19 protein-coding genes are annotated in these 23,425 nt (G+C 73.0%); 8 read left to right on the top strand and 11 right to left on the bottom strand.

Annotated features, from left to right (window positions below):
- Positions 1–52: 52 nt before the first annotated feature.
- Entirely contained in the window at positions 53–874 is an 822-nt protein-coding gene (locus tag AB0C38_RS09865) for a class I SAM-dependent methyltransferase (protein ID WP_360669397.1), read from the bottom strand.
- 109 nt (positions 875–983) lie between these two features.
- Here AB0C38_RS09865 and AB0C38_RS09870 point away from each other — a divergent pair, with 109 nt between their 5' ends.
- Complete coding sequence (locus tag AB0C38_RS09870; RefSeq protein ID WP_360669400.1) at positions 984–1,658, top strand: helix-turn-helix domain-containing protein; 675 nt, start codon at positions 984–986, stop codon at positions 1,656–1,658.
- Here the strand turns inward: AB0C38_RS09870 and AB0C38_RS09875 are convergent.
- The 4 genes from AB0C38_RS09875 to AB0C38_RS09890 all read right to left on the bottom strand — a co-directional run bounded on the left by AB0C38_RS09875 (position 1,652) and on the right by AB0C38_RS09890 (position 6,833).
- Positions 1,652–3,082, bottom strand: coding sequence for a carboxylesterase family protein (locus tag AB0C38_RS09875; protein WP_360669403.1), 1,431 nt, complete (start codon positions 3,080–3,082; stop codon positions 1,652–1,654). The genes AB0C38_RS09870 and AB0C38_RS09875 overlap by 7 nt on opposite strands.
- Positions 3,083–3,260: 178 nt before the next feature.
- Positions 3,261–5,435, bottom strand: a complete 2,175-nt coding sequence (locus AB0C38_RS09880; RefSeq protein WP_360669406.1) for a xanthine dehydrogenase family protein molybdopterin-binding subunit — start codon at positions 5,433–5,435, stop codon at positions 3,261–3,263.
- A complete protein-coding gene (locus tag AB0C38_RS09885) occupies positions 5,432–6,394 on the bottom strand; it encodes a xanthine dehydrogenase family protein subunit M (RefSeq protein WP_360669409.1) in 963 nt (320 codons plus the stop codon). The genes AB0C38_RS09880 and AB0C38_RS09885 overlap by 4 nt, the downstream gene beginning before the upstream one ends.
- The gene (locus AB0C38_RS09890) at positions 6,381–6,833 is read right to left on the bottom strand and encodes a (2Fe-2S)-binding protein (protein ID WP_360669412.1); all 453 of its coding nucleotides are present in this window, start codon (positions 6,831–6,833) and stop codon (positions 6,381–6,383) included. The genes AB0C38_RS09885 and AB0C38_RS09890 overlap by 14 nt, the downstream gene beginning before the upstream one ends.
- Before the next feature lie 193 nt (positions 6,834–7,026).
- Between AB0C38_RS09890 and AB0C38_RS09895 the strand changes: the two genes are divergently transcribed.
- On the top strand, positions 7,027–7,593 hold the full coding sequence (locus AB0C38_RS09895) for a TetR/AcrR family transcriptional regulator (protein WP_360669415.1): 567 nt from the start codon (positions 7,027–7,029) through the stop codon (positions 7,591–7,593).
- Here AB0C38_RS09895 and AB0C38_RS09900 read toward each other — a convergent pair.
- The 3 genes from AB0C38_RS09900 to AB0C38_RS09910 form a co-directional block, all read right to left on the bottom strand.
- Positions 7,590–7,955 (bottom strand): hypothetical protein, encoded by a 366-nt coding sequence (locus AB0C38_RS09900; RefSeq protein WP_360669418.1) that lies wholly within the window; start codon positions 7,953–7,955, stop codon positions 7,590–7,592. The genes AB0C38_RS09895 and AB0C38_RS09900 overlap by 4 nt on opposite strands.
- 72 nt (positions 7,956–8,027) lie before the next feature.
- Positions 8,028–9,512, bottom strand: coding sequence for a CoA-acylating methylmalonate-semialdehyde dehydrogenase (locus tag AB0C38_RS09905; protein WP_360669421.1), 1,485 nt, complete (start codon positions 9,510–9,512; stop codon positions 8,028–8,030).
- Between the two features lie 35 nt (positions 9,513–9,547).
- Positions 9,548–10,417 (bottom strand): aldolase, encoded by an 870-nt coding sequence (locus tag AB0C38_RS09910; protein ID WP_360669424.1) that lies wholly within the window; start codon positions 10,415–10,417, stop codon positions 9,548–9,550.
- An 86-nt stretch (positions 10,418–10,503) separates the two neighbouring features.
- On the opposite strand from AB0C38_RS09910, the gene AB0C38_RS09915 reads away from it, so the two are divergent.
- Genes AB0C38_RS09915 through AB0C38_RS09940 form a run of 6 tightly spaced genes read left to right on the top strand, consistent with a single transcriptional unit; the run spans position 10,504 to position 18,045 of the window.
- Entirely contained in the window at positions 10,504–11,298 is a 795-nt protein-coding gene (locus tag AB0C38_RS09915) for a GntR family transcriptional regulator (RefSeq protein ID WP_360669427.1), read from the top strand.
- 38 nt (positions 11,299–11,336) lie between these two features.
- Positions 11,337–12,653, top strand: coding sequence for a hypothetical protein (locus AB0C38_RS09920; RefSeq protein ID WP_360669430.1), 1,317 nt, complete (start codon positions 11,337–11,339; stop codon positions 12,651–12,653).
- Positions 12,650–13,660, top strand: a complete 1,011-nt coding sequence (locus AB0C38_RS09925; protein WP_360669433.1) for a hypothetical protein — start codon at positions 12,650–12,652, stop codon at positions 13,658–13,660. The genes AB0C38_RS09920 and AB0C38_RS09925 overlap by 4 nt, the downstream gene beginning before the upstream one ends.
- 1 nt (position 13,661) lies before the next feature.
- The gene (locus tag AB0C38_RS09930) at positions 13,662–16,646 is read left to right on the top strand and encodes a hypothetical protein (protein WP_360669436.1); all 2,985 of its coding nucleotides are present in this window, start codon (positions 13,662–13,664) and stop codon (positions 16,644–16,646) included.
- A 52-nt stretch (positions 16,647–16,698) separates the two neighbouring features.
- Positions 16,699–17,226: a hypothetical protein gene (locus tag AB0C38_RS09935; RefSeq protein WP_360669439.1), complete on the top strand. Its 528-nt coding sequence runs from the start codon at positions 16,699–16,701 to the stop codon at positions 17,224–17,226.
- Between the two features lie 9 nt (positions 17,227–17,235).
- On the top strand, positions 17,236–18,045 hold the full coding sequence (locus AB0C38_RS09940; RefSeq protein ID WP_360669442.1) for a DUF3592 domain-containing protein: 810 nt from the start codon (positions 17,236–17,238) through the stop codon (positions 18,043–18,045).
- Positions 18,046–18,176: 131 nt separating this feature from the next.
- Here AB0C38_RS09940 and AB0C38_RS09945 read toward each other — a convergent pair whose 3' ends face one another.
- The 3 genes from AB0C38_RS09945 to AB0C38_RS09955 all read right to left on the bottom strand — a co-directional run bounded on the left by AB0C38_RS09945 (position 18,177) and on the right by AB0C38_RS09955 (position 23,373).
- Positions 18,177–18,482: an STAS domain-containing protein gene (locus AB0C38_RS09945; RefSeq protein ID WP_360669445.1), complete on the bottom strand. Its 306-nt coding sequence runs from the start codon at positions 18,480–18,482 to the stop codon at positions 18,177–18,179.
- Complete coding sequence (locus AB0C38_RS09950) at positions 18,482–22,624, bottom strand: SpoIIE family protein phosphatase (protein WP_360669448.1); 4,143 nt, start codon at positions 22,622–22,624, stop codon at positions 18,482–18,484. Before AB0C38_RS09950 ends, AB0C38_RS09945 begins: the two co-directional genes overlap by 1 nt.
- Positions 22,625–22,776: 152 nt before the next feature.
- Positions 22,777–23,373, bottom strand: a complete 597-nt coding sequence (locus tag AB0C38_RS09955; protein WP_360669451.1) for a VTT domain-containing protein — start codon at positions 23,371–23,373, stop codon at positions 22,777–22,779.
- Positions 23,374–23,425: the final 52 nt, after the last annotated feature.

Raw genomic sequence — 23,425 nt, forward strand, 5'->3', positions numbered from 1 at the left:
GGCAGCGCGGCGGGGCCGTCGTCAACCGCCCCCGGGGTGGGGTCCCCTCCGGTCAGAAGCGGTAGCGGAGCACGGTCGTGCCGCGCCGGGAGACGGCGGTGCTCAGCGCCGCCAGCCGCGTGAACCACCGGATCGCGGCCGGGTACTCGGCGACCTCGGGCGCGCGGGCCAGGAGGATCTCCTCGACGAGGGTCAGATCCGGGTCCCACCGCTCGGGCTCGCGCGGGTCGTCGAAGCCGGGGTGGCGCACGACGCCGGCGATGGACCCGGTGCCGCGGTAGTGCTTGATCGCCCACAGGTGGAAGCGGGTGTAGCCGTTGAAAGCCACTTCGCCGGTGGGGAAGTGGCTCGTCAGCCGGTTCAGGAGGGCGGTGAAGTCGGCTTCGCTAAGGAACGCCACCAGCCCGTCGGCGACGATCACCGCGGGCCGGTCCGCCGGAACGCCGGCGAGCCACTCCGGGTCGGTGAGGTCGGCGGCGAGCGCGTGGACCTTGGCCCGCGGCGGCACGACCTCCCGCCGGACGGCCGTGACCCCGGGCAGGTCGACGTCGTACCAGTCCACCGTGGACGGCGGCGTCACGCGGGAGCGGCGATCGTCGAGACCCGCGCCGAGATCCAGCACGACGGCGTCCGGGTGCTGCCCGGTGAACCGCCGGACCACCTCGTCGAGCTTCTTGGCCCGCAGCGCGATGTCGCGGACCTGGCTCGCCACGACGCTGGTCGTCGCGGGGTCGTAGCCGACCTTCTCGGCGATCTCCCAGGCCGTCGGGTCGTTCAGCACCGGGTGGGGCGAGCGGCTGTCGAGCGCGCGGCCGCCCAGGGTGAGGTAGAGGCTTTTCTCGACCGGTGTGAAGGCCGGGAGCGTGGTTCCCATACTTCGGACGTTATGTTGCGTTTCCAACTCGGTCAACGCGTTTCATCGTTTTGAGGTGCTGTTTTCGAAGATCGTTGCAATGATTGCCGGGAGTGCAAAGGAGGACGCCATGCCTGGCAGCCGGCTCACGCTCACCGATCGGGAGAGCATCGCCGAGGGGCTGGTCGCGGGTCTCGGGTACGCCGAGATCGCGCGCCGGCTCGCGCGCCCCACGTCGACCGTCACCCGCGAGATCGCGCGCAACGGCGGCCCGAGCGGCTACCGGCCTTCCGCCGCGGACGTGGCGACGCGGAACCGGGCCCGCCGGCTGGCTCCGCCGGCGCCCGGTCCCGGCGACGCGATCGGCGCGTTCGAAGACCGGTTCGCCGCCGTGATGGTCGCGACGGGCCTCGCGCGGATGCCCGCCCGCGTGCTCGCCTGCCTGCTCACCAGCGAGGGCGCCACCCTGTCCGCCGCCGAGCTCGTCCGCCGCCTGCGGGTCAGCCCGGCGTCGGTGTCGAAGGCCGTCGCCTACCTCGAACGGCTCGAGCTGGTTCGTCGCGACCGGGCCGCCGCCGGCCGCCGCGAGCGCTACGTCGTCGACGACGACGCCTGGTACCGCGCCTCCGCCCGGGAAGTCGAGGTCTGCACCACCTGGGCGAACGCCGCGCGGGAGGGCGCGGGCCTGCTCGACGGCACCCCGGCGGGCGACCGGCTGGACGCGATGGGCCGGTACTTCGACCACGTGGGCCGGGACCTCGCCCGCGCCGCCGAACACTGGCGCGGGGTGTTCACCGCTCAGTAGGTGTGGAACAGCGTGTCCTCACCCGCGTACTCCTCCCAGCCGGGCGAACCGGTGGCGGCGAAGCGGTACCAGGCGCCGTTCAGGTCGCGGGCCAGCTCCCGTGGCGGGTGCTCGCCCAGCAGGCCCCGCGGCCCGGACGCCGGCCCCAGCGCGTCGAACACGAAGGGCAGCTCGAGCCCGTGGCACGCGCCCAGGCTGCCCTCGAGCAGCGGCGAGCCCCACTCGAACTCGTACCGGAAGGTCCGGCCGCCGTGGTGCTCGGCCAGCTCGCGCACGCCGTCGCGGAAGACCAGGTCGGTCAGGGCCGCCACGAGGACCTCGCCCGCGGCGAGGTCCGAGCCGAGGCCGTACCGGTGCAGCACCCCGGCCGGGTCGGGGTGCGACACGGCCAGCGAGGCCACGGCCTGGTCGTCGGTGACCGCTTCGAGCGCGCCGGTGGGCACCAGGTAGAGCCGCATCTCCTCGCTGCAGCTGCCGACGACCAGGTCGACGTCGCGGCCCGCGCCCGCCCGGATCGCCTTGGCCGGGTGCTGCGGCAGGACGTCGTCGCCGATCACCGGGAGGAACGGGCTGAGCCCGTACCCGCGGTCGTAGCCGAGGGCGTCGCGCAGGTCGGGGGCGCCACCGGGCCGCAGGACGGCGTCCTGCGCGTCGAGCAGCTGCTCGGTCGACACCTTCCGGAACGCCTCGGCGGTGGGTTCGGCCTTCAGCTCGTCCGCGATCACCTTGGCGAGGCGGCGCGCCTGGACGCCGTCGCGCACCATGTCCGGGTGTCCACTCTGGACGATCGCCCGGTGGAAGAGTCCTTGCGAGAGCGGGGAACTGAGGAGGCAGGCGACGCTCACCGCGCCCGAGGCCGCGCCGAAGAAGGTGACGTTGCCGGGGTCGCCGCCGAAGCCGGCGATGTTCTCCTGGACCCACCGGAGGGCCGCGAGCTGGTCGCGCAGCCCGAGGTTCGTCGTGCCGCCGTCCAACGGCAGGAAGCCGTCGACGCCGAGCCGGTACTGCACGGTCACCAGCACCGCGCCGGCGTGCGAGAACGAGGTGCCGTCGTAGACCGGGGCGGAGCCGGTGCCGCCGAGGAACGCGCCGCCGTGCACGAACACCAGCACGGGCAGGCCGGCCGCGCCGAGCTGCGGGGTCCAGACGTCGACCGTCAGGTACTCCGGGCCCGGCCGCCAGCCGGTGCCGGTGAGGGGAGTGAGGTCGAGCCCGGGCACGTCGTGCCGGCGCTGCGGTGCGGTCGGCCCTGGTCTGTTCGCGTCGCGGACGTCCTCCCACGGCGGGGCCGGGACCGGGTCGGCGAAGCGCAGGTCGCCCTCGGGCGCGGCGGCGTACGGGATGCCGCGGAACAGCGCGAAGCCGGCGGCGGTGACTTGACCGCGGACCGCGCCGGACGTGGTGGGGACGACGGGGTCGGTCATGCCGGGGGGTCCCTTCGAGGAAGATCGGGCGAGCGCCCGTCAGCCTAGGACCGGGGACGGGCCGCCGTCATGGGCGAACCGTCCCCTTGGTTGTCGCGGATGGATAACGGCGCCGGGTCCGTTGCGCCAGGTGGCCGAACGAGGGGGCGGGACACGCGCGTGCCCCGCCCCTCGGACGTCAGTCTTCGAGCAGATCTTCGATGGTGATCGGGATGTGCCGGACCCGGATGCCGGTGGCGTTGTGCACGGCGTTGGCGACCGCCGCGGCCATGCCGACCGTGCCGATCTCGCCGAGCCCGCGCGCGCCGACCGCGTTGTGCAGCGTGTCCGGGTACTCGACGAACTGGACGTCGACCTCCGGGATGTCGGCGTTCACCGGGAGCAGGTAGCTCGCGAAGTCGCCGTTCGCGAGCCGGCCGTTCTTCTCGATCTCCAGGCCCTCGTGCAGGGCCGCCGAGATGCCCCAGATCATGCCGCCCATGAGCTGGCTGCGGGCCGCCTTGTCGTTGATGATCCGGCCCGCGTCGAAGACGCCGAGCATCCGCGACACCCGGGCCTCGCGCGTCCACTTGTGCACGCGGACCTCGCAGAACTGGGCGCCCCACGAGCTGAACGAGTGCTTGGTCAGCTCCTCGCCAGGGGCGGACGAGCCGGTCACCTCGAGCTTCTCCCGGCCCAGCGTCCGCAGCAACTCGCCGAACGTCATGGTCTTGCCGTCGGCGAAGACGCGGCCGTCGGCGTAGGTGACTTCGGCGCCTTCGAACGGCGCGCCGGGGTCGGACGCCAGCGCCACCAGCTCGTCGATCGCCTTGGTGGCCGCGATCATGATGGCCGTGCCCGCGCTCGCCGTCGCCGTCGAACCGCCGGACAGGCCACCCGGCGGCAGCGACGAGTCGCCGAGCCGGGGGCTGATCCGGTCGGCCGGGATGTCCAGCGACTCCGCGCCGATCAGGGAGAGCACGGTCAGCAGGCCCGTGCCGGGGTCGGCGCCGCTCGTCGCGACGTCGGCGGTGTCGTCCGCCCGCAGCGTGATGCCGACCGTGGCCGGGAACCGCAGGGCGGGGAACATCGCGGTGGCCGCGCCCATCCCGACGAGCCAGTCGCCGTCGGTGTGCCCGCCCGGCCGGCGGTGCTGCCAGCCGAACCGGGACGCACCGACGCGGAGGCACTCGTCGAGGTGCTTGCTCGCCCACTGCAGGTCCTTGCCCGGCGGGGCGATCGAGTTGTTCTTGATCCGCAGCTCGATCGGGTCCATGCCGAGTGCTTCGGCGAGCTCGTCGATCGCGCTCTCCAGCGCGAACGAGCCGGGTGCCTCGCCGGGGGCGCGCATGAACGTGGTCGGCGGGACGTTCAGCGGCACGATCTTCTGGCTGATGGCCAGGTTCCGCGTCGCGTACCACTCGCGCGAGGTGCCGTGCGAGGTCGGTTCGACGAACGAGCGCGCGGTGTCCGTGCTGCACCAGGAGTCGTGGCTCAGGGCGACCAGGCTGCCGTCGCGTTCCGCGCCGAGCTTGATCGTCTGGACCGTCGCGGCCCGGCCCGCCGTCGCGGTGAAGACCTGCTCGCGGGTGAGCGCGGCCTTCACCGGCCGGCCGAGGTCGCGGGCCGCCGCGGCGGCGAGGAACGCGGGCGCGGACGTCCGGCCCTTGCCGCCGAACGCGCCGCCCACGAACGGGTTCACGCAGTGCACGGCTTCCAGCGGTGTGTCGAGCGCGCTGGCGAGCTCCATCGCCTGCAAGTTCGACGCCTGGTTGCCGCTGTACACGGTCACCTCGCCGCCGTCCCACACCGCGACGGCGGAGTGGGGCTCCATCGCGGCGTGGTTTTGCGTCGCGGTCGAGTAGGTCGCTTCGACGACCACCGGGCTCGCGGCGAACGCGTCCTCGATGGACTCGACGCCGTCCTCGAGGATCGCCAGTGTCGACCCTTCGCCGTCGCGGCCCGGGGGCGCGTCTTCGGCGTCGGCGAGGCCTTCGGACAGCGACGTCTTGGCCGGCAGCTCGCGGTAGGTCACCCGGACGAGCCCCGCCGCGTCCCGTGCCTGCTCGAACGTCTCCGCGACGACGAAGCCGATCGGCTGGCCGTAGTAGGTGACTTCCTCGGTCTGCAGCGGAACCCACGTCTCGCCGAACAGCGGCGAGGTCGCCGTCGCCAGCTTCAGCGGGTCGAACGGCGAGTACACGCCGACGACACCGGGGGCTTCCCGCGCGGCGGAGAAGTCCATGGCCGCGATCTCGCCGTGGGCGATCGTGCTGAGCACGACGTAGCCGTAGACCATGCCGGGGAAGGTGTGGTCGGCGCCGTACTTGGCCCCGCCGGTGACCTTCAGCGGCGCGTCGAGCCGGGTGATCATCGGGAGCTCCCCTCGGTCAGTTCGAGCAGCGCGCGGACGATCGTCCGCTTCAGCAGTGACACCTTGAAGCCGTTGTCCGACAACGGTTCGGCGCCTTCGGCGGCCACGGCCGCGGCCGCCTCGAAGGTGGCCTGGGTCGCCGGGGCGCCTCGCAGGGCGTCCTCGACGGCGGGCAGGTGCCACGGCACCGTCCCGACGCCGCCGGCCGCGACCCGGGCATCGGCGATCTTGCCGTCCCGGACGTCCAGCGCGACCGCGGCGGAGCACAGCGCGAACTCGTAGGACTGGCGGTCGCGCACCTTGACGTAGGTGGAGTTCGCCGCCCAGTCCAGCCGCGGGACGATCACCTCGGTGATCAGCTCGCCGGGCCGCAGGTCGTTCTCCAGCGCGGGGGTGTCGCCGGGCAGCTGGTAGAAGTCGCGCAGGGCGACTTCGCGGGTTCCCTCGGCGTCGGCCAGCTTCACGCGGGCATCGAGCGCGACCAGGGCGACGGCGACATCACTGGCGTGCGTCGCGACGCAGGAGTCGCTGGTGCCGAGGATGGCCTGCATCCGGTTGGCACCCCCGATCGCGGAGCAGCCGCTGCCGGGCTCGCGCTTGTTGCACGGCGTCGCGACGTCGCGGAAGTACGTGCAGCGTGTGCGCTGCAGCAGGTTCCCGCCGATGCTCGCCATGTTCCGGATCTGCTGGGAGGCGCTCAGCAGCAGGGCGCGCGAGATGGCCGGGTAGACCTGCGGGTGGGCGGCGATGGCGCTCATCCGCTCCAGCGCGCCGATCCGCAGGCCGTCGGTGGTGTCGATCCCGCGCAGCGGCACCTCGTTGATGTCGAGGACGTGCTGCGGCGTGAGGACGTCGAGCTTCATGAGGTCGACGAGGGTCGTGCCGCCGGCCAGGAACGTGCCGGGCGTCGCGAGGGCGGCTTCGACGGTGGTGGGCGCGGTCAGCTCAAACGGACGCATCGGCCCGCCTCGCCTGGTCGACAGCCTTGACGATGTTCGGGTAGGCCGCGCACCGGCAGAGGTTGCCGGACATGAACTCCCGCACGTCTTCGACGTCCTGCTCGACGGCGGCGACCGCCGACATGATCTGCCCGGCGGTGCAGAACCCGCACTGCAGGGCGTCCTGGTCGACGAACGCCTGCTGCACCGGGTGCAGCTTGTCCTCTGTGGACAGTCCTTCGACGGTGGTCACCGGCTGCTTGACGGTGGCGGCCAGGGTGAGGCACGAAAGCACGGGCCGGCCGCCGACGTGCACGGTGCAGGCGCCGCACTGCCCGCGGTCGCAGCCCTTCTTGGGGCCGGTGACGTCGAGGCGCTCGCGCAGCGCGTCGAGGAGGGTCACCCCGGGATCGACGTCCAGGTGTTCGGTACTGCCGTTGACTTCGAGTGAGATGTCCACTGGTCTCTTTCCGCAGCTCGTCCGGGTGGGTACCTGACGGTGGTGGTGGCGGCGAACGGGGAGCGGATACTCATCCGCTTCACCCGATCGCGAGGCTAGCGGATTACAATCCGGTTCGCAACGAACCGGACACGCTGGAGTCGCTCCAGGTCTGGGTTAGATTCGGCGGGACGGCACGACGAACGGGAGGGCGATGACGACGGGATCGGTCAGCCCCCGGCGCGCGGACACCCGGCGCAACCACGAGCGCATCCTCGTCGTCGCCGCGGAGTCGCTGGCCAGGACGGGCGAAGTCTCGTTCAACGCGATCGCGAAGCAGGCCGAGGTCGGCGTCGGCACGGTGTACCGGCACTTCCCGACGCCGGAAGCGCTGATCCTCGCGGTGTACCAGCGCGAGGTGCGGCACATCGTCGACATCGTGCCGGTGCTGCTGGAGAAGCACCCCGCGGACGAGGCGTTCCGGGTGTGGGTGACCGACCACCTGGCGCACTACATGATGACCAAGAAGGGACTGGCCGACGCCCTGCGCCGCGCGACGGCCTCCCGCGGCGAGCTGCCGGCGAACGCGTACGAGGCGATGGTCGGCGCGGTGTCGACGTTGTTGAAGGCCAACGAGTCGGCCGGGACCGTGCGCCCGGACCTCGACCCGCTGGTGGTGCTGCGCGGCCTGGCCGGGCTGCTGCTCCTCGACCCGAACGGCGAGTGGCGCCGCGACGCGGAGGGCCTTGCCGAGCTGCTCTGGCATGGGATGGCCCGCTAGGCGGTTTCGTCTTCGCCGAGCCGGACGGTCACCGTCACGCGGCCCTTTTCGTCGCGGTGGGCCACCGCGTGGCCGGTGCGGGCGGCGTCGTCGAGTTCGAGGGTGAGCGGGGCGCCGTCGCCGGTGAAGTTGCGCCACCACGACTTCGCGTCCGGCAGCCGAACGCCGATCGTGACGACGTCGCCCGCGCGCCGGTAGCCGACCGGGGTGCTGAAGGTGCGGCCCGACCGCCGTCCCGTGTAGGTGACCTGGGTGAGGTGGCGACGGACCAGCCGTCCCCAGCGCGGGGACGTCCGCAGCGTGCCGACGCACGTGTTGACGCGGTCGACGGCGTTCTTCGGGAGCGGGCCTCGATATCCCACGGTGGCCTCCTTCGTCGGTGCCGCCACCCACCGTACCGGAAACCGGAGATGGGTGTTCCGCTTACCGGTCGGTCAGCTGGACGTGGGAAAGGTGAACGCTGCTTCGGTGTGGGGCCAGCGGGTCGTGACGACCTTCGCGCGGGTGTAGAAGCGGACGCCGGCGGGGCCGTGGACGGGGCTGTCGCCGATGAGGGAGTCCTTCCAGCCGCCGAAGGAGTAGTACGACATCGGGACCGGGATCGGCACGTTGACGCCGATCATGCCGACCTTGACCGCGCGCTGGAACTTCCGCGCCGCCTCGCCGCTGGCGGTGAAGATCGCGGTGCCGTTGCCGTAGGGGTTCGCGTTGATGATCGCGATCGCCTCGTCCACGGTCTCCGCGCGCACGACCGCCAGCACCGGCCCGAAGATCTCGTCCCGGTAAGCCTGCATGTCCGTGGTGACGTGGTCGAGCAGGGACGGCCCGACGAAGAAGCCTCCCTCGTGGCCCTCGACCGTCAGCCCGCGACCGTCGACCACCACCGAGGCACCCTGCCGCGCGCCCTGTGCGACGGCGTTCACCACGCGCTCGCGGGCGGCCTCAGTGACGACCGGGCCCATGTCGCTGGCCGGGTCGCTGCCGGGGCCGACCTTGACCTCGCGGGCCTTGCGCTCGAGGATCCCGACCAACTTGTCGCCCGCCGCCCCGACGGCGACGCCGACCGAGATCGCCATGCACCGCTGCCCGGCCGAGCCGAACGCGGCGGCGGTCAGGTGGTTCGCCGCGTACTCCAGGTCGGCGTCGGGCAGGACCACCGCGTGGTTCTTCGCCCCGCCGAGGGCCTGGACGCGCTTGCCGGCCGCGGTCCCGCGCTCGTGCACGTACTTCGCGATCGGGGTCGAGCCGACGAACGACACGGCCGCGATGTCCGGGTGGTCCAGGATCGCGTCGACCGCGACCTTGTCTCCGTGCACGACGTTGAAGACGCCCTCGGGCAGACCCGCCTCGGCATAGAGCTGCGCGACGAAGTTCGACACCGACGGGTCGCGCTCGCTCGGCTTGAGGACGAACGTGTTGCCGGTGGCGATCGCGACCGGGTGCATCCACAGCGGGACCATGATCGGGAAGTTGAACGGCGTGATCCCGGCGACCACACCGAGCGGCTGCCGGAAGTCGTGCACGTCGACGTCGCGGGAGACCTGGTCGGAGAAGCTTCCCTTGAGCGCGTCGGCGATGCCGCAGGCGTACTCGACGACCTCGCGGCCGCGCGCGATCTCGCCGCGGGCGTCTTCGACGACCTTGCCGTGCTCGCCGGAGATGATCCGCGCGAGTTCGTCCTCGTGCTTCACCAGCAGCTCACGGAAGGCGAACATCACCTTGGTGCGCTGGGCCAGTGAGGAGTCGCCCCAGGTTTCGAAGGCCTTGTTCGCGGCCGCGACCGCGGTGTCCACATCGGACGCTTCGGCGAGCAGGACCTCCGCCCGCTGCCGCCCCGTGGCGGGGTCGTGGACCGGCGCCGTGCGGGTCGAGCCCGCGGACGTGGCGGTGCCGTTGATCCAGTGGTCGATGGTGTTCACGATGCTCCCACGGGTAGTGCGCTGAATCCGGTTGTTCACAACAGCCCCACCGCGGTGTCGACTGCCTTGGCGACGTCGCCGTCGTGCGGGTAGAGCAGCGAGCGTCCGACGACCAGGCCTTGCACGGTCGGCTGGGTGAGCGCGCGTTGCCACGCCGCGAAGGCCGCGTCCGGGTCGGTGACCTCGCCGCCGAGCAGGAGGGCCGGCAGGGTCGAGGAAGCGAGCACGCGTTCCATGTCGTCCACCACCGGCAGCTTGAGCCAGGTGTAGGCCGACGAGCGGCCGAGCCCGGCGGCGATCGTGATCGACTTGATGACGGCGTCGGGGGAGAGGTCGTTCTTGAGGCGTCCGCCGGTCCACCGCGACAGGAACGGCTCGACCAGCGCGACGAGTTTGCGGTCGGCCAGCTCGTTGACCGCCTTCGCGGTGTTCTCCAGGACGCTCGGCGTGGCCGGGTCGTCGAGGCAGATGCGGGTGAGGGTCTTGCCGCCGTCGAACCGCATCCGTTCGATCGCTTCGGCGTCGTAGCAGGCGAACCGGTCGTCGATCTCGAAGCTCGACCCGGCCAGCCCGGTGCGGTTCATCGACCCGATGACCGTCTTGCCGTCGAGCACGCCGAGCAGCAGCAGGTCGTCGAGGACGTCCGCGGTCCCCAGCACGCCGGTGACGCCGGGCCGTTCGAGCGCGAGGCACAGCCGTTCGAGCAGTTCGCCCCGGTTCGCCATCGCCGTCGGATTGCCGCCGACGGCGGTGGCGCCGCGGGCGGGGTGGTCCGCGGCGATGATCATCGCGCGGCCCTTGTTGTTGAAGGGCGACTCGGCCCGCACGCGGCTCGCGGCCGCCTCGGCGACCGCGCCCGGGTCGTGCACCCGCTTGGCGACGATGCGCCGCACCATTTCCGTCACGCGATCGACGATGCCAGCGCCCGGCGGACTTTGTCAAGACATATGGACATACGGTCAACCGGCCGGGTGACGGTAGGCTTCCGCCGGTGAGCACCCCTCCGCCGTCGTCCCGCGTGGATGTCACGCACCCGGCCTGGGATCCCGGCCGGGAGATCGTGCTGGACCCGGGCAGTCCCGAGCCGCTGTACTTCCAGGTCTCCCGGCAGCTGCACGCCGCGATCGAGGACGGCCGGCTGCCGGCGGGGGCCCGGCTGGGCAACGAGGTCGACCTGGCCGCGAACCTGCGGCTGTCGCGCCCGACCGTCCGCCAGGCGATCCAGACGCTGGTCAACCAGGGCCTGCTCGTGCGGCGGCGCGGGGTCGGCACCCAGGTCGTCCGGACCAAGGTGGCGCGGCCACTGCGCCTGAGCAGCCTCTTCGACGACCTCACCGGGCTCGGCGGCAAGCCGGAGTCGGTGGTGCTGGCCAACCGCGTGGAGCCGGCCGGCGCCGAGGTGGCCGAGCTGCTGGAGGCGCCGGGCCTGACGCAGGTGCGGCGGCTGACGCGCATCCGTTCGACCGACGGCGAGCCGCTCGCGCTGATGAACAACTACCTGCCCGACGGCATCATCGACCCGGCGGACGACGAACTGCGCGACAAAGGCCTGTACCAGCTGCTGCGCTCGGCGGGGGTCCGCCTGCACGCGGCGGAGCAGCACATCGGCGCCCGGCTGGCGACCGAAGAGGACGCGGAGCAGCTGGACGAGGAGCCGGGCGCGGCCCTGCTGACCATGCAGCGCACGACTTACGACGACACCGGCCGCGTGGTCGAGTACGGCTGGCACGTCTACCGGGCGTCCCGCTACGCGTTCAACCTCTCGCTGACCAACGGCCCTCAGTAGGCGCCGGCCTTCGAGTACCGGTCACGTAAGGTGCGAGGGTGGCGGTGACGGGATCGGGCAAGCCCCGGCTGCGCTCGGTGGTTCTCGCGGCGGCGTGGCACCGGATCCCCGGCCTCGAGGTCCTGTCGGCCGGGGACGGCGGCCCGCTGACCCGCACCGTCAAGAAGATCATCGACCCGCTCGTGGTCCGCACCGCGGCGCGCCCGAAGCTGGGCCGGCCGCTCCTGGAGCCCGCCGCGGCGGCCGAGCTCACCGAGCTGCTCCTCGCCGACGCGCCGCGGTTGCGGGCGACCGCCGCGTGGTTCGTCCACCTGAAACGGCAGCGCCGGGCCTTGCGCATCACCGCGGGCGACGTCCAGGACGTCTGCTTCCCCTTGGCGTACGAGCTGGCGACGGGATTCGGCATGCCGGGGCCCGAGGCGCCGGAGGCCGCCGCGTCGGCGTTGCGCGAGCTGCACGGCGAAGGAGACGAAGCCGGCGTCGCGCAGCTGACCGCGTATCTCGCCGACCCCCGGGCTGCCGCGGACCTGACCGCCGCGCTGCACCGCCGCTGGCACACCGGCGCCGGTCTCGCGCCGCAGGAAGCCGTGGTGCTGCTCGGCGAGTTCGTGGACACCCTCACCGATGCCGCGTGGCTGGCCGGGTCCGCCGCGGGCCACGCCCTCGGCCTCGCGCTGCGTCAGCCCGGCGGAGCCGACGCGCTCGCCCGCGCCGCCGAGGCCGTTTCCGGCTCGCCGGCGCCGGATCTCGGTTTGCAGCGCGGAGATCGCACGGCCGTCCCGCCGCTGCGGCGGCAGGACGAAGCCGGCCCCGAACTCCTCGAACGCAGTGTCGAACGGCGCGTGCGGGCCACCCTGCGGCGGCTCCCCGCCGGCGAACGCGGTTCCGTCGCCGACCTCGTCGACGACGAAACCCGCCGCGTCGTGGCCGGGTTCGGGCTCGGCCTGCCCGCCCTGGCCACGTGTTTCGCGCTGGGCGTGGTCCTCGCGCCCGCCCTCCGGCCGCTCGACGGCGTCGCATCCGGGACCGCCCCCGCGTTCGCGCGGCAGCTCAACGCCCAGGTCGCGCGCGAGGGATACGTGCTCCACGCGCGTCGGGCGCTGGCCGGCGCCACGCCGCTCACCCCGCGTCCCGACACCGAGCTCGTGCGCGAACTGCGCGAGTTCGGCAAGCAGTTCCTCGGCCGGCTGTGGATCCGCCTGCACGGCTTCGACGTGCGCGGCGACCTCCCGGCCGACGCCGCGGACGTCCGCGACCTCGTCACCGGCGTCGTCCGGTCGACCTCGCTGGACCTGCGGACGAAGGTGCGGCGCGCGCTCGTGGCCCGCCTGCCGGATCTGGAGGCCGTGTCGTGACGCACCCGGTGCACACCCCCGTCGTCGCCGCGGACGGCGGCCTCGTCCGCTTCACCCTCGCCGACCTGCTCACCGGCGTGGCCGACTCGATGCGCGTCGAACTCAGTGACGCCGCGGCCGCGGAGCCCTGGCTGACCCGGCTCGTCGGGGAGGAGCACGCCCTGGAGGCCCTTGCTTCCGGCCACGTCGATGTCCCCGCCCGGCCCGAACTGGCCACCCTGGCACTGCTGCTGTGGGCTCGCCGGTGGTGGCCCGCGAGCGTGGCGCTCGGGGTTCCGTCCCTGGATCCGGCGCTGCTCGATCTCGAAACCGCCGTCGCCACCGCGGCGGTCGAGAACGTGGGCGAAGGCATGCTCGACGGTTTCGAAGCCACGCCGGGCGAACTGTTCGATTCAGCCGTCGAAGGGCTCGCCGCGACGCCCGTCGCCGACGAAGTCCGTGGCCTCTGCACGCGGTTGTCGGCCTGGTTCGACGACCAGGACGACGTCGTGCGCGCCGAAGCAGCGGCCCGGCTGGCGGCCGACGCGATGCCGGGTCAACGGGCGTATGCCCTGGCCGCGGGAGCCGGTTCCGGCGCGTCCGGGGAGGGCGTGGTGACCGAGGGCCGGGCGAGCGTCGACTGGGCTCGGGTGCCACCGGGCGTCCTCGACGCCGCGGAGGACACCGTGACCTGGCGGGTCGTCGCGGCGCCCACGGCCACCCGGCTCGAGGTCGAGGTCACCGGGGCCTTGGCCGACGCGGCCCTCACCGCGTTCGCGACCCGTGACGGCGAGGTGGTCGCGGAGGTTCCCCTGCAGCTGGGCGCCGGGCAGTTCGCCGGGGCCGTCGACCTGGCCACCGCGCCTTCCGTCCACTTCGGACTCGTCGTGGGCGTGACGGCCGAGGACGTCGCCGGGACGACGGCGGCCGACCGGGCCGAGGTGGTGTCCCTCGTGCGGGCGCGCGAGGCGTTGCCTCCGGCGGCCCGGACGCTGGCCGAGCGCGCGGTCGCCCTAGAGGAGTTCTGACGTGCTCGTGGGTCTGCCGCCGCCGCTCACCCCGCCGGACCGGCCGCTGCCGGACGAACTGGCCGGGGCGAGTTCGCACGGCTACAACTGCCGGTGCGTCGCCGCGCACTTCGGGCTGGACCCGGCACCCTACGGCGAACTGCCCGCGTGTTCGCTCGCCGAGGCCGAGTACCGGCGGTTGCTGGGCGAAGCCGCCGAGGTCCAGCAGGAGGCCAAGCGGCTCGCCGCGGCGCGGGACATCGCCGGCGCACAGCGGATGTACGGCCGGATGCGGCGGATCGCTCAGCAGCTCGACCGGAGCGACCTCGAGCTCGCCGCCGTCAGCGACCTGGCCACGGTCTGCTACTCGGCGGGAGACCTGCGCAACGCCCGGCAGTGCGCCGAAGCCGTCCTGACGGCCTTCCGGGTGAGCGTGGCCGCTGCCGTCCACTTCGGACAGTACGCCGAGCTCCGGATGGTCGAAGGTTCCCGTGAGGTCGCCGATCGCGTGCTGATCTCACTGTCCACTGAGGAGGGTGACGTAGTGCGGGCCCGCGAGCTGATCGCGGGACAGCGGCACCGGGCGGCCCAGCGGCAGGCGGCCGGACCGGAGCAGTACCCGCCGGAGCTGCTCGACCCGCACGGCACGGACGAGCTGGAGCTGCGGATCTTCGAGGCGCGCGTCCGGGTGGCCGCCGGTGATCCGGCCGGGGCGTCGGCCGCGCTCGAGGGGATCCTGAGCGCGCTGGACGTCGCGACCGGCGACCGGGTGGCGTCCCTGCGCGCCATGGCTCAGGCCGAGCGTGCCCGCCTTCGCCGGGCCGGCGGCCAAGACGCCGACGCGCGCGCCGACCTGGTCCGGCTCACCGCGGACCACTCCGCCAAGTTCGCCATCGAGCTGGCCGCCGATCGCGCGTCGGGCGGCGACTTCCCGGGTGCGGTCGCGGCGATCATCGCCGCCCGCGACGAGCTCGCGGCGACGGGCGCGACCGGCGACGTGGCGGAGGCGAGCCACGCGCTCGGGATGTTGCTGCTGCTCGCCGGCGACGTCAGGCAAGCGCGGGACCAGTTCGAGCACGCGGGCAAGATCTGGGCGGCCCACGAAGACACACCCGGTCTGCGACGGCTCGACGTGGCGCTGGCCCGGTGCGCCGCGGCGGAAGGCGACTGGGAGACGGCCGAGGACCACGCGATGCAAGCGCGGGAGTCGGCGCGCGCGTCCGGTGAATGGCTGGAGTGCCTGCACACGGACTTCGTCGCGGCCACGATCGGCTACGCGCGCGGCGACGACCTGCGGGCGTTGCTCGACCTGCTGCTGCCGTTGGCGCTGGCGGCGGCGGAGTACCGGTTCGAGTTCGCGTCGCCGCGGGCCCGCACGGCGTGGGCGCGCGACGTCGCGGGCCCGGCGACCGAACTGCTGATGGCGGTGCTGGCGCGGCTGCGAGAGCCGAGGCTGGCGGCGGAGCTGATCGAACGCACCTGCGCCGTCGGCGCTTACACGGGGGCGGAGGGAGCGCCCGTCGGGCTGACCGGGACGGTGCCCGCTCTCGACGTGGCGCCCGCCGGTGACCGGCTGCCGCTCGCCGCGCTGGGCACCGTCACGTCGTCGTTGCCGCTGCGCCTGGCCCCGCCGCCCGCCTTGCGGTGGTCCCCGGACTCGCCGATGGAGCTCGACCGCTGGCTCGAGGTCGCCGCCGAGCGGTATCCGTTGTCCCGGCCCGAAACGCCGGCTGTGTGCACCTGGCCGGCTGCCGGGCGCGAGACGTTCATCCTGCGTTACGCCGACGCCGGGCACACCTTCCTCACGTGGCGGACCACCGGTGACCTGGACACCGTCCACACCCACCCGGTCGACGCCGCCCTGGTCGCGACCGCCCGCGAGTACCTGGACGCGGCCGCACCGACGCCGCAGGAGGGGGAGAGCGTCCCGGACGCCGTCGCACGGGCAATGGACGCCTTCGGCAGCTTCGCCGGCGAACAACGGCTGGCCCGCGTCCTCGGCCTGAACCTGCTGCCCGCCGACCTCGTCGCGCGACTGCGGCAGGCGGCTGCCGAAGGACGGCGTCCGCTGCTGCGGGTGCAGCCGTCGCCGAGCCTCGCCGCCGTGCCGTGGGGGCTGCTCGCCCTGCCCGACCGGCGGCCGGACCGCGTGCTCGAACCCGGGGCGGAAGGCAGCTGTTTCGACGGCGACGAGCGCGTCCTCGACGTCACTGACGTCTCGCTGCTGGCGCCCGTCGGGATCCCGCGGCGCCCACCGGCGGCGCCCGGGCCGCCGGTCTACCTGCTCGACCCGCGGATCCCAGGCCAGAGTGCGTTCGGTGAGCTGGGTTCGGTGCTCGGCAAGCAGGATCCGGCGTCGCCGCTGATCCGCCACCTGGACGCGCGGCTCGCCGACGGCCCGGTCCGGCCGGCCGCCGCGCGGGGTCTCGACCTGGTCCGCCGCACCGACACCGACCGGCGGCTGCTCGCGCGGCTGCTGGCCGAGCCGTGTTCGCGGCTGGTGTTCGTGGGGCACGTCAGCCGGGTCCGCGACGAGCACGGCGCGCAGACCGCGTTGCACCTGTCGTGTGCGGCCGGCCTGCCCGGCACGGCCGCACCGATCGGCGCGCACCGCCCCTTCACCGCCGCGGACCTCGCGCTGTCCGAAGTGGACGCGATGCCGGCGCGGGTGGCGCTGATCGGCTGTGCCAGCGCGAGCGACTTCGGCCTGGCCGAACCGTTCGGGGTGCTGCTCGCGGCCGTCGCGGCCGGGGCCCGGCTGGTCGCCGCGACGGTGTGGGCGCTGCCGACGTCGGCGGCGGTGCCCGGCGCGGACCCGATGGCCGAGCTGGTGATCGCCGTCGACACGGCGCTGGCCGGCGACGACCCGGTCGCCGAGCTCTGCGCGTGGCAGCGGACGCGGCTCGCGCGCTGGCGCGAACGGGCCGAGCCGGCCCGCTCGCCGGTGTTCTGGGCGGCGCTGACCTGCCTCGATGCCTCCGACGACGGGCAAACCTGGGTTCGGTAGCGGCCGCCCCGCCCGAAGCTGTGTGCACACCACACAGCGAAAGGCGGGACCGATGTTCAAGAAGATCCGCGACAAGGTCAACGAGGCCACCCAGCAGGGTATGGCCCGCGGCGCGCAGGACTTCCGGCAGCACGCCGAACAGTTCCGGCAGGCGGCCGCGGCGCAGGGGCACGACATCACCCCGCAGCTGCCGACGCCGCAGCTGGCCGCGCAGGCGTACCGGAGCATGACCGCCGACCCGGACCTGGCGGCGTTCCTGGCGCTCCCGCCGGAGGAGCAGCTGCGCCAGCAGCAGGAGCTGCAGGCCTACGGCGCCGAGCTGCGGCGGCTGTACGACACCTGCGAGCCGGCCACGCTGGTGATCCGCGCAATGGAGCCAACCGGCCGGAGCATCGCCGGGCAGGCGCAGTACACGGCGACGCTGGAGGTCACCCGCGCCGACGGGAGCACGTACCGGACGGTGACCCCGCTGATCACGCCGCAGGCGACGATCCAGCAGTACGCGCCCGGCACCCGGCACGAGGCCCGCGTCGACCCGGCCGACCCGGCGAAGGTCGCCGTGTTCGGCCCGATCGACTAGGGGGCGGCCGTGTTCGGGCTTTCGGATTCCCCGCGCCCGAGCCGCCGGCTGTGGCTGCTCGGGATCCCGACGACGCTCGCCTGGGCGGCCGCGGGCTGGTCGGGGGCACTGGGGTTGCTGGACCCCTTCCGGCTGATGTCGCTGAACCGCGTCGACGCGTGGGGGGCCGACGCGGGCCCGGCGGTTTCCCTGGTGCTGTTCTTCAGCGTGGCGGTGACGGTGGCATCGTCGCTGGGTTTCGCGATGCTGTGGGGCGTGGGGATGTCGTTGAGCGGCCTCGGCCTCGGCTTCCGGGCGAGCTCGCTGACGACGTCACTGGGCGTGGCGCTGGGCAGCGGCATCGCGATCCCGTCGTGGACCCGGCCGGAGTCGGTGGGCCGGCGGTTGCCCTTCCTCGACGGGAAGGCCGAGCCCTGGTCCGATGTGGACTGGGTCGTGTACTACGAGCCGTACCTGGTCCCGGCGGTGTCCGCGGTGGTGGCGCTGGTGATGATCGTGGTGCTGCTGCGCGCGTTCCTACGTGAGGCGGAGGCGGACGACCGGGCGGAGGCACTCCGCCACCGGGGGCGGCAGGTGAGCGGTCAGGTGGTGCAGGTCGAGTTCACCAACGTCTGGGTGATGGGGAACCCGCGGTTCGTGGTCCACGTCCGGTACCCGACGGAGACGGGCGAGCGGACGGTGGTGGCGACGATGGTGACACCGCTGTTCCAGGCGCCTTCGCGGGGCTCGTCGGTGGTGGTGCGGTATGACCCGCAGGACCCGGAATCAGTGCTGGTGGAACCCGAGAGGTCGGCATTTCCGGGACCGCTGTTCGGGTAGGACCCAGCTCGGTTGCCAGCAGCAGGGCAGCTTCTCCAGCGCAGGACGCGGCGCCGCTCACCACGAGACGCAGCCATCGCCTCATGGCCGCCGGATCGGGCGCATCACCGGTCGCGAAGCGGGACGTTCCTTCACACCGGCGGCGCCGCTCCCGGTCCGCGGACGGTGACGAGCTCACCGAGGCCTGAGACGGTCACGACCGGAGCGAGCAGTTCCGGGACGACGAGTTCGACGTGATGGGCGTGGTCGAACAGCACGGCGATCCCGGCGCTGTCGAGGTACTCGACGGCGGTGAGGTCGACGACGAGCCGGCCGGCGGTGTCTTCGAGGGCGGCGGCGAGTGCCGGAGCGCTGCTCATGTCGATCTCGCCGCTCACGGCCAGCACGGTGGTGCCGTCCGGCTGCTTGTGCGGGCCAAGGGAAAACTGCGTGGGCATCACACGATCCTGATCTGCATGTCGACGGTGGTTCCGTCGGCGGTGGTGGTGATGGTGACGTTCTGCGTCATCGCGCGCATGAACGCGATGCCGTGACCGCGGTGCCTGCCGGAGCTCGCGTCCGCCGTCTTCCACCGCCCGGTGTCGGCGACGGACAGGTGCAGGCGGTCGGCGAAGGCTTCGGCGCGGAGCCGGACGATTTCGCCGGGGCTGTCGCGGTGGCCGTGTTCGACGGCGTTGGCACAGGCTTCTCCGGCCGCCACCAGGACGTTCTGCGCCTGCAGGGTGTCGAGCTGGCACTGGCTGAGCCAGCTGCGCAGGGCCTTGCGGACCCGGCCGAGCTCGGCCGGTTCGGCCGGGAAGCTCACTTCCAGCGGCCCCGGGTGCCGGTAGAGGAGCAGGGCGACGTCGTCGTCGTAGCCCGCGGCGGGGGCCAGGCGCGTCATGAGGTCACCGGCCAGGTCCTCGACGGGCTTCGCGCGGCCGTCGTGCAGGACCCGGCCGGCGCGTTCGATGCCTTCGTCGAGCGACCGCCGGCGGCGTTCCACGAGCCCGTCGGTGTACAGCAGCAGGGTCGCCCGGGCGGGGATGGTGTGCTCCGCGGCCGGGCGCGCTCGGCCGGGGCGGACCCCGAGCGGCAGGGAGCGGCCGCCTTCGAGCAGGGCCGTCGAGCCGTCGGAGCCGGCGATGATGCCGGGCGGGTGGCCGGCGGTGCTGTAGCTCAGATGCCCGGTCACCGGGTCGAGGACACCGCAGAAGACGGTCGTGCACAGCGCGCCGTCGAGCTTGGCGGCGAACCGGTCGAGGGCCATGAGTGTCTGCGCGGGCCGGGGGTCGGTCAGCAGGAGGGCACGGCACGCGCTGCGCAGCTGCCCCATCACGGCGGCCGCCGGCAGTCCGCGGCCCACGCAGTCGCCGACGACGATGCCGATGCGGCCGTCGGGCAAGGTGACGGTGTCGTACCAGTCCCCGCCGACTTCCAGAGGCTGGGTGGCGGGCTCGTAGCGGACGGCGAACCCGGCGGGCAGCTCGGACGGGCCGAGGATCGCCCGTTGCAGCGCGACGGCGGTCTCGCGCTGCTGGTCGATCTGGTGGGCCCGGGTGAGGCTCGGCCCGACGTGCCCGGCGAGCAGGGACAGCAGCAGCCGGTCTTCGTCGGTGAACGGGCGGCGGGTGCCGAGGTCGATCCACAGCACCAGCCGCCCGCGCGGGTGCTCCAGCACGATCCCGGACCAGGTGTGATCGGACACCGGCGCCAGCAACGGGCCGTCCCACAGCTCGGTGAGGACGCGCCGCCGCTCGTCGGACAAGTCCTGCCAGCGGAGGGACGCGCCGGCCTGGGACACCGCCGGTTCGTCGCCGTCGCCGAACACGACCCCGAGCACCGCCTCGGCACGCCACAGGTCCTTCAGCTCGCTCAATGCGGCGGACAGTGCGTCGGCCAGCGTGGTGGCCTCGGCCAGGCGGGTGCTCATCGACGCCAGCGCGTTGTCCCGCTGGATCGCGTAGTGCTCGGCCGTGACGTCGCGGAAGGTGCCGACGATCACCGCTTGCCCGGTGTCCGGGTCCTGGGCCTGGCTGAACGCGGCCCTGGCCCACAGCCGGTGGCCGTCCCGGTGGGTGACGGGGATCGTGTAGGTGCCGCTGCTCTGGCCGACCAGCGTCGCGAAGGCGTCGGCGACCGCCTGGTGGCCCTGGGGATCGGTGACGGGATCCGGCCACCACGGGTGGACGGGGTAGTAGGGCAGTCCCTCGGAGCCGTAGCCCAGGATCTCGGTGAACGCGGCGTTGATCTCGATGACCGCGCCGTCGGCGTCGCAGACGAAGAACGCCTCCTGCAGGGAGTCGACCAACGCGGTGCGCCAGCGCGCCTGGTGGGTGCGCAGCCGGGCGAGCTCGATGTTCGCCCGGACCCGCGCGAGGAGTTCGGCCGCCGCGAACGGCTTGATCAGGTAGTCGTCGGCCCCCGCGTGCAGCCCTTCGATCGACGCTTCCTGCCCGGCGCGCGCCGACAGCAGCAGCGCGGGCATCGACGCGGTCCGCGGATCCTCGCGCAGGGCCGCCACCAGCGCCAGGCCGTCCAGCCGGGGCATCATGACGTCGCTGACCACGAGGTCGAACGTCGTGGCGCGCGCCGCTTCGAGCGCTTCCTGGCCATCGATGACCGCCGTGACCTGGTAGCCGGCGTCACTCAGCAGCCGCGTGAGGTATTCCCGCATGTCGGCGTTGTCGTCGGCGACGAGCACCCGGGTCGCCCCGGTCGAGGCGACCTGAAGGCCCGACGGCGGCTCCTGGGCCGATCTCGAGCCGGTCGCGGTGCTGTCGGGCAGCCAGCGCAGCGCTTCCTGCACGTAGGCGGAGGCGTCCGGCGCCACGGTGGTCCCGCCGGCCGGGATCAGCGACTCGGCAGGGAGGTGCGCGGAGCCGAAGGGCAGCAGGATCGTGAAGGTGCTGCCTTCGCCCGCGACGCTGTCGGCGGTGATCGTGCCGCCGTGCATCGAAACGATCTCCTGGGCCAGGGCCAGCCCGATGCCGCTGCCTTCGGTGGAGCGGGCCCGGACGTTCTCGATGCGGTGGAACCGCTGGAACAGCCGGGGCAGCTCGTCTTCGGGAACGCCGATCCCGGTGTCCTCGACCGTGACGACCGCCTGGTCGTGGTCGGCGCGGACCGCGACGGTGATGGCCCCCTCGAAGGTGAACTTCAGCGCGTTGGACAGCAGGTTGAAGATCACCTTCTCCCACAGGCCGCGGTCGAGGTGGACCTGCCGGCCCAGGGGCGGGGTGTCGACGTCCAGGCGCAGGCCGGCCTTGTCGATGGCCGAGCGGAACACCCCGGCGAGCTCGGTGGTGACCGCCGAGAGGTCGACCGGTTCGAACCGGCCCTGCATCCGGCCGGCCTCGAGGCGCGAGAAGTCCAGCAGGGAGTTGACCAGCTTGCCCAGCCGCAACCCGTTGCGGTGGATGACGTCCAGGTCCTGGCCCGCTCGCTCGTCGGTGGCGCCCACGCGGGAACGGAGGTCTTCCAGCGGCCCCATGATCAGGGTCAGCGGGGTGCGGAACTCGTGGCTGATGTTGGAGAAGAACACCGTCTTGGCGCGGTCGAGCTCGGTCAGTTCTTCGGCGCGCCGCTGCTGGGCGCGGTAGCTGCGGGCGCTGCCGATCCCGGCCGCGATGTGCCCGGCGACCAGCTCCACGAATCCGCGGTACGTGTCGTCCAGCGGCCGGTACCGGTTCAGCCCGGCGACCAGGAAGCCGTACGGCGTGGCGCCGGGCTGCAGCAACGGCACCAGGAGCGCCTGCGACGGTGGCTCGGGCCAGTCGCCGGTCGGCAGGCCGGTGAACGGAGTGCCCTTCAGGTCCACCACGACCGGCTCGTCCCGGGCCGGTCCGGCGGCGGGCCAGACGCTCGCGGCGTCGCCGACCACCAGCTCGGCCGGAGCGGCCGGGTGCCCGTCGGCGAACCCGGTCGACGCGGCTTTCCGGGCCAGGCCGTCCTCGCCGAACAGGTAGGTCGCGGTGAAGGGCAGGTCCCGCCGGTTGCGGCCGAGCTGCCGGCTGGTGAAGGTCAGCATCTGCTGCTCGGTGCGTACGACGCTGGGATCCGAGCCGAGGTCGCGCAGCGTCGTCATCCGCCGCTCGGCGATGACGCGCTCGGTGTCCTCGCGGACCACGCACAACATGCCGACGACGGCACCGGCGTCGTCGCGCAGCGGGCTGTAGGAGAAGGTGTGGTAGCTCTCTTCGGGGTATCCGGAGCGCTCCAGGTACAGCAGCAGGCCTTCGTCCCACGTGGCCTGCCCGGTGCTGAGCACGGTGTCGATCCGCGGGCCGATGTCGTCCCAGATCTCCGCCCACACCTCGCTCGCCGGCCGCCCCAGCGCCCACGGGTACTTCCGGCCCAGCGTGTCGCGCCGGTAGGCGGCGTTGCAGAAGAACGTGAGCCGGGGTCCCCACGCCATCCACATCGAGAACCGGGACGACACGAGGATGTCGACGGCGGTCTGCAGGCTCTGCGGCCACTCGGCGGGCGGGCCGAGCGGGGTCGCGGACCAGTCCACCGCGGCCAGGTCCCGGGTGACGTCCCCGCCGGTGACGAACACGTCCGCCGTCGAGCTGTCGTCACCGTCGTCCGAACCGGCCACGCGCACCTCCGTCACCTCGCACACCGGTGCCGGTCCGCCCGGCTACCGGAACTCTACGACCGGGCTCGCGGGTGCGATGATCCGCCGCGCGCCGAACGTCGGTCGACGGCATCGATCGTGGCCCAGGCGGTTCCGGCGGACCCAGCGCGATTTCATCGAGTGCCGGTGCGATGGCGGAACCACGAGGGCACCGACGCGAGGGCCAGCGCGGCCAGCATCGCGAGCCCGGCCCAGGAAAGGCCGTCGATCCACGACTCCGCAGCCAGTCCGAGGTAGTAGATCCCCAGTGTCGTGCCGATCGACCAGAGCAGCACGCTGACCGTGATCCCCGGCGCGAACCGCCGGACCGGGACGGCCACGGTCCCCGACAGCGGAGCGGTGATCATCCGCAGGACGGCCGAGAAGCAGCTGACCACGATCATCCGGACACCCCAGCGTTCGAACAGCTTCTCCGTGTTCGCGACCCGGGCCTGGGACAGCATGCGGGGAAACCGCCGCACGAGCTTCTCCAGCACAGCGCGGCCGCCCCGGCGTCCCACCCGGTACCCCGCGGCGCTGCCGGCCAGTACCCCGGCTGTCGCGGCGGCGCAGACCGCCCAGGGCTCGACCGATCCCTGGACCGCGAGCAGGGTCGCTGTCGTCAGCACCACGCCTCCCGGCAGGGGAAGGCACAAGAACTCACCGCCGACCACCAAGAACACGGCCAGGTACACCATCGCCGCCGGTACCGCGGACAGCCATGCCTGCATCTCGCCACCCCTCCAGTTCGTTCAGTACGGTTGTGCCCCGCTCACCGACCCT

The organism is Amycolatopsis sp. NPDC048633, assembly GCF_040650695.1.
Classification (GTDB): Bacteria; Actinomycetota; Actinomycetes; order Mycobacteriales; family Pseudonocardiaceae; genus Amycolatopsis.